This window comes from Thermostichus sp. MS-CIW-25, assembly GCF_054060015.1.
On sequence record NZ_JBSSCS010000072.1, the window covers coordinates 1 to 4,278 of the forward strand.

Here is a 4,278-nt window from a genome sequence, read left to right on the forward strand (position 1 = left end):
TGGCTTGCCAACTGCAGGGCTACCGTTCGCGCCAGCGGGCCGGAGGCCTTAAGCCCGCCCTGTACTGCGAAGCAGTCAGGGTCGGGTAGTTTACTAGCTTCTTTACTTACGAGGTATCCATCTCCTCTCAGAAAGCACGAAACATCTTCTCTCTTTCTTGGTAGGGCAACACATGCCATCGTTAGGCCCGTGAACCAGCATATCCAGGCAAACCTGAGTACTCCCTCGAGAGCCTTTCTCAATTGAAATGTTACTAACTACAACTCTGTCTCCTAGAAATACAGGCTCCAAGGGCACAAGTTTTTGGCCACCTAGTAGTCCTGACAAGCTAATCCAACTAGCGGATCCTCCTGTATTGCTTGCTGCAATGGCAACAACATCCTGAAACCCGTCGTTATTGAGGTCGCTAAATTTTAGGTGTTGGAGCTTTGCCACTAGGAACCCTTCCTGAAAGACACTAGAACCTCGTTGATACTCTCCGTTCTGAAAACGAATCCGCTCTACTCCATCCAGAGTGGCTATGAGATATTCGGCATTTAAGATTGCCCGTTTATCTATTGTCGTACTTGCCCCTGCAACGGCCATTGAGATTAGGCAGCTACCCAAAAGGTTGAAAATTAACTTCAAAGCCATCCTTTTGTTGGCCATTTCTTGGCTCCTTCGGGCAGGAGTTCTTGGAGGAAAACATCACCCGCTCCTATTAAACCTAGACAGGGCAAGGAGTGCAAGACCTTGATGGACTTGCAAGATTTGAGAACCTCCCTCGGCTACTCTGTAGCTAGAGCTGCTAGATAGGGAGCCCTCTTGGGAGCGAGCAGCTCCTGTCCCTTTCTCCAGCTATTTGGCCAGCCTCGACCAAGCGGTTGCTGACTATGTCTCCCTCTGCCTGGCGCTTTATTCTCCTCCTCGGCATTGTGAGCTTGTGCGCTGACGCCACCTATGAAGGGGCACGCAGCATTTCTGGGGCTTTTTTGGGATCCCTAGGGGCCAGCGGCACGGTGGTGGGCCTGGTGGCCGGCGGGGGGGAGCTATTGGCCTATGGCTTGCGGTTGGGGGTGGGCTATTGGAGCGACCAGCTGGGCAGGGATCCCTTGCACCGCAGTCGGGGTCACTGGCGGCTCACCACCTTGGGCTATGTCATCAACACGGCGGTGATCCCGGCTTTGGCCTGGGTGGGCAGTTGGCCTTGGGCCGCCGTGCTGCTCTTGGCCGAGCGGACCGGCAAAGGGATCCGCACCCCGCCGCGGGACGTGTTGCTTTCTCATGCAGCCCTGCAGGTGGGACGGGGCTTGGGGTTTGGCCTGCATGAGACCCTAGATCAGATTGGGGCAGTGGCAGGGCCACTGCTGGTGGCAGCCATGCTAGGAGCGGGATATGGCTTCCGGGGTGGGTTTTTGGCCTTGGGGATCCCGGCGGCAATAGGACTGGGGGTTTTGGGGCTGGCGCAATGGCTGTATCCCAGTCCGCGCGACTTTGAGCCGGAGCCGGAGATGACTCCAGCAAAAGGCTTGCCCAAAGTTTTCTGGCTGTATCTTTTGGCAGCAGCCTGTGTGGCTATGGGGTTTGCGGATTTTCCCCTCATTGCCCTGCATCTGCAACGACAGTCGGGAAGCGATGGAGCAGGGATCCCTTTGCTGTATGCCCTGGCTATGGGGGTGGATGCCCTGGCCGCCCTGGGATGTGGCTGGCTGTTCGACCGCGTGGGGCTGTGGAGCTTGCTGGGAGCGGTGGCGGTATCGGCTGGATTTGCGCCGCTGGCCTTTTCCGGTACCTATGCTCTGACGGTGCTGGGCATGGTGCTCTGGGGGATTGGTTTGGGGGCCCAAGAATCCATCATGAAGGCGGCGGTGGCCGGTATGGTAGCTCCCGAGACGAGGGGCTTTGCCTTTGGCCTGTTTACCAGTGTCTATGGATTGGCTTGGTTTGTGGGCAGCGCCCTGATGGGGGTGCTTTACGATTTCTCCCTGACTGGCTTAGTGCTCTTTTCGGTAGTCGCTCAAGGGCTGGGGGCGGCTATCCTGCTGGCTCTAGTGTCCAGGAGGCAGGCCGAGGTGGGCTGATGAAAAGCCCCTGCACCAGATTACGGTGCAGCTCTTCGGGGGTTTCGTTTGTGCTAGTGGTGAGGAGCACCATCCCCTCAGGTTTTGGGCCACCTCCAGGAGCTTTTGTCAGAACCCGATTTTCAGAACTGATCCTTCATACCGCGCAGGCGAGCGAAGACCCGCACCGGATCCTGGAGCCCGGTGGCAGCTTGCAGAGCCGGCTGATCCCAGCGCAAGAAGGGGTTGGTGCGTCGCTCCTCGCCCATAGTGCTGGGTACTGTTGGGGATCCCGATTGGCGCAGGGCGGCCACCTTTTGGTAACGGGCCTGCAGGTCGGGGTTGTCTCCATCCACTGTCAGGGCAAACCTGAGATTGTTCAAGGTGTATTCGTGGGCACACCACACCCGTGTGGCTTCCGGCAACTGCCGCAGTTGATCCAGGGATCCCACCATCTGCTCCGGCGTGCCTTCAAACAGCCGCCCGCATCCCCCGGCAAACAGGGTATCGCCACAGAAGAGATCCCCGCTCTCGGGAAAGTAATAGGCAATGTGACCCCGGGTATGGCCGGGCACAAACAGCACCGTTGCCTGCCGGCCCGCGAATTCCACTGTTGCTCCCGCCCGCAGCTCCACCGTCTGGCCGGGGATCCGCCCCCGATCCGCCTCGCCGGCATAGACGGCAGCCTGAGGATAGCGGGCCAAAAGCTGCCGATTTCCCCCCACATGGTCGTGATGGTGGTGCGTGTTGAAAATGGCCACCAGCTCCGCCCCCAGCTCGGTCAGCTTTTCCAGCACAGGCTCGGCCACTGCCGGATCCACCACGGCTGCTGTCGCGGTGTCGGAATCGTAGAGCAGATAGATATAGTTATCGCGCAGGGCGGGCAACTGAAGAACGCGCATGGCTCGGCTAACTTTCAAAAATGGCCTGCTCTACATCCTGCCGGCTGAGGGAATAGGGAAAAGATAAAGTTTTCGTGTTGCCGTCTGGGTAGGTGTATCGCACCCAAATGCTGGTTTCTTCCAGACGCAAAATGGCTTTCCAGCCAGGCCGCTCGCAAAACCATTGCTCCACATCTTGCGGGTCGCGGGTGCAGCCCTGATCCTCTAGCCAGCGTTCGATGATGTGGAGGGGGTGATTATACAGGGGCGTAGTTGCGGGGGGCAAAGGCATGGCGAGATTTGAGAGGCGAGATTTGAGAAAAGCAGTCCAACACAGAGTCAACGGCCTATGTTCATTCAAGCACTCCTGATACAGAATCCGAGAACTCCGTCCCAATGCCGTACCAAGACGGTGGGGAGTGCCCACAGAATCAGCTTGCCCCACTCTCTCGCAGCCAAGCGAGGACACCTGCCAACACCAAACACACAACCAGGGTGGATCCCATCAGCAACAGGGCACAAAGCTCACCAGGTGAAAGTGGGCGGGTTTCCATGCGCAGCTCCAGAGAGTCAGCGTCTAGGGATCCCGTCATGCTCAGAGATCCCGTGTTGGCAGTCACCGCCCGTAAGCTGGCATCGTAGATGGCCCGTTTCGTCGGGTTGCTGAGGACAAGGTAGGCCTCCTGCAACTCTTGAAAGCAGCGAATGGCCACTTCCGGGGCCAGGGGAGAAGTATCGGGATGGTAGCGTTTGCTCAACTGCCGATAAGCCCGCCGGATGGCCTCAGGAGACGCCCCTGGAGACAGGCCCAACCGTTGGTAGTAGGTGAGGGAGGTCAACGAGCGCATGCAGGCTAATGGATAAGCGAGACGGTAGGGTCAGCAGAGCGCTTCTCCAGGGAGCTAGACCTTAATCCAGTGTATTACTCGTGCAGCCGCCGGGATCCCCGCAGCAAGCCTCAATAGAGCTTTATTCTTCTTCCTCTTCTTCGGACTTGGCTTTGGGGTAGTAGAAGCCGGTGTTGCGACCGCTCAAAATCGACCGACCAATGGTCATGGCTCGCTGGGCCTGTAGCTTTGCTTTGCCAAGCCAGACGGCGTAGCGCCTGCGACTGCGGGCTTTAGAGGTTTTCTTCTTGGGAACAGGCATAGCTTGTACAAGAATACAGCCTTACTAGGCTAGCACTGATCGCGTCAGCGGCGGAGTCCTAGCTTGCACCGCCGATCCCAGCTTTATCCAGGCAAGTGGCCTATCAGCGCTTGAGTAAACTACCCAACCCTGACTGCTTCGCAGTACAGGGCGGGCTTAAGGCCTCCGGCCCGCTGGCGCGAACGGTAGCCCTGCAGTTGGCAAGCCAA

Annotated in this window: 5 protein-coding genes; 1 reads left to right on the forward strand and 4 read right to left on the reverse strand. The window is 58.1% G+C overall.

Annotated elements, in window-relative coordinates; translation table 11 throughout:
- The first annotated feature begins 872 nt into the window (after positions 1–872).
- Positions 873–2,060 (forward strand): MFS transporter, encoded by a 1,188-nt coding sequence (locus ACVWZ1_RS14180; RefSeq protein WP_457466959.1) that lies wholly within the window; start codon positions 873–875, stop codon positions 2,058–2,060.
- Between the two features lie 122 nt (positions 2,061–2,182).
- On the opposite strand, the gene gloB is transcribed toward ACVWZ1_RS14180, so the two are convergent.
- From gloB to ACVWZ1_RS14200, 4 genes are all read right to left on the reverse strand, one after another.
- A complete protein-coding gene (gene gloB, locus ACVWZ1_RS14185; protein WP_457466958.1) occupies positions 2,183–2,941 on the reverse strand; it encodes a hydroxyacylglutathione hydrolase in 759 nt (252 codons plus the stop codon).
- Positions 2,942–2,948: 7 nt separating this feature from the next.
- Entirely contained in the window at positions 2,949–3,212 is a 264-nt protein-coding gene (locus ACVWZ1_RS14190; RefSeq protein ID WP_414351177.1) for a DUF3143 domain-containing protein, read from the reverse strand.
- A gap of 139 nt (positions 3,213–3,351) precedes the next feature.
- Positions 3,352–3,768: a J domain-containing protein gene (locus ACVWZ1_RS14195; protein WP_414357882.1), complete on the reverse strand. Its 417-nt coding sequence runs from the start codon at positions 3,766–3,768 to the stop codon at positions 3,352–3,354.
- 121 nt (positions 3,769–3,889) lie between these two features.
- Positions 3,890–4,069, reverse strand: coding sequence for a 50S ribosomal protein L32 (locus ACVWZ1_RS14200; RefSeq protein WP_414357881.1), 180 nt, complete (start codon positions 4,067–4,069; stop codon positions 3,890–3,892).
- Between the last annotated feature and the right edge of the window lie 209 nt (positions 4,070–4,278).

What these genes read in the sequence shown, in the direction of transcription:
- ACVWZ1_RS14180 (WP_457466959.1), top strand. Translation starts at nt 873, where the DNA reads ATGTCTCCCTCTGCCTGGCGCTTTATTCTCCTCCTCGGCATTGTGAGC.
- gloB (WP_457466958.1), bottom strand. Translation starts at nt 2,941, where the DNA reads ATGCGCGTTCTTCAGTTGCCCGCCCTGCGCGATAACTATATCTATCTG.
- ACVWZ1_RS14190 (WP_414351177.1), bottom strand. Translation starts at nt 3,212, where the DNA reads ATGCCTTTGCCCCCCGCAACTACGCCCCTGTATAATCACCCCCTCCAC.
- ACVWZ1_RS14195 (WP_414357882.1), bottom strand. Translation starts at nt 3,768, where the DNA reads ATGCGCTCGTTGACCTCCCTCACCTACTACCAACGGTTGGGCCTGTCT.
- ACVWZ1_RS14200 (WP_414357881.1), bottom strand. Translation starts at nt 4,069, where the DNA reads ATGCCTGTTCCCAAGAAGAAAACCTCTAAAGCCCGCAGTCGCAGGCGC.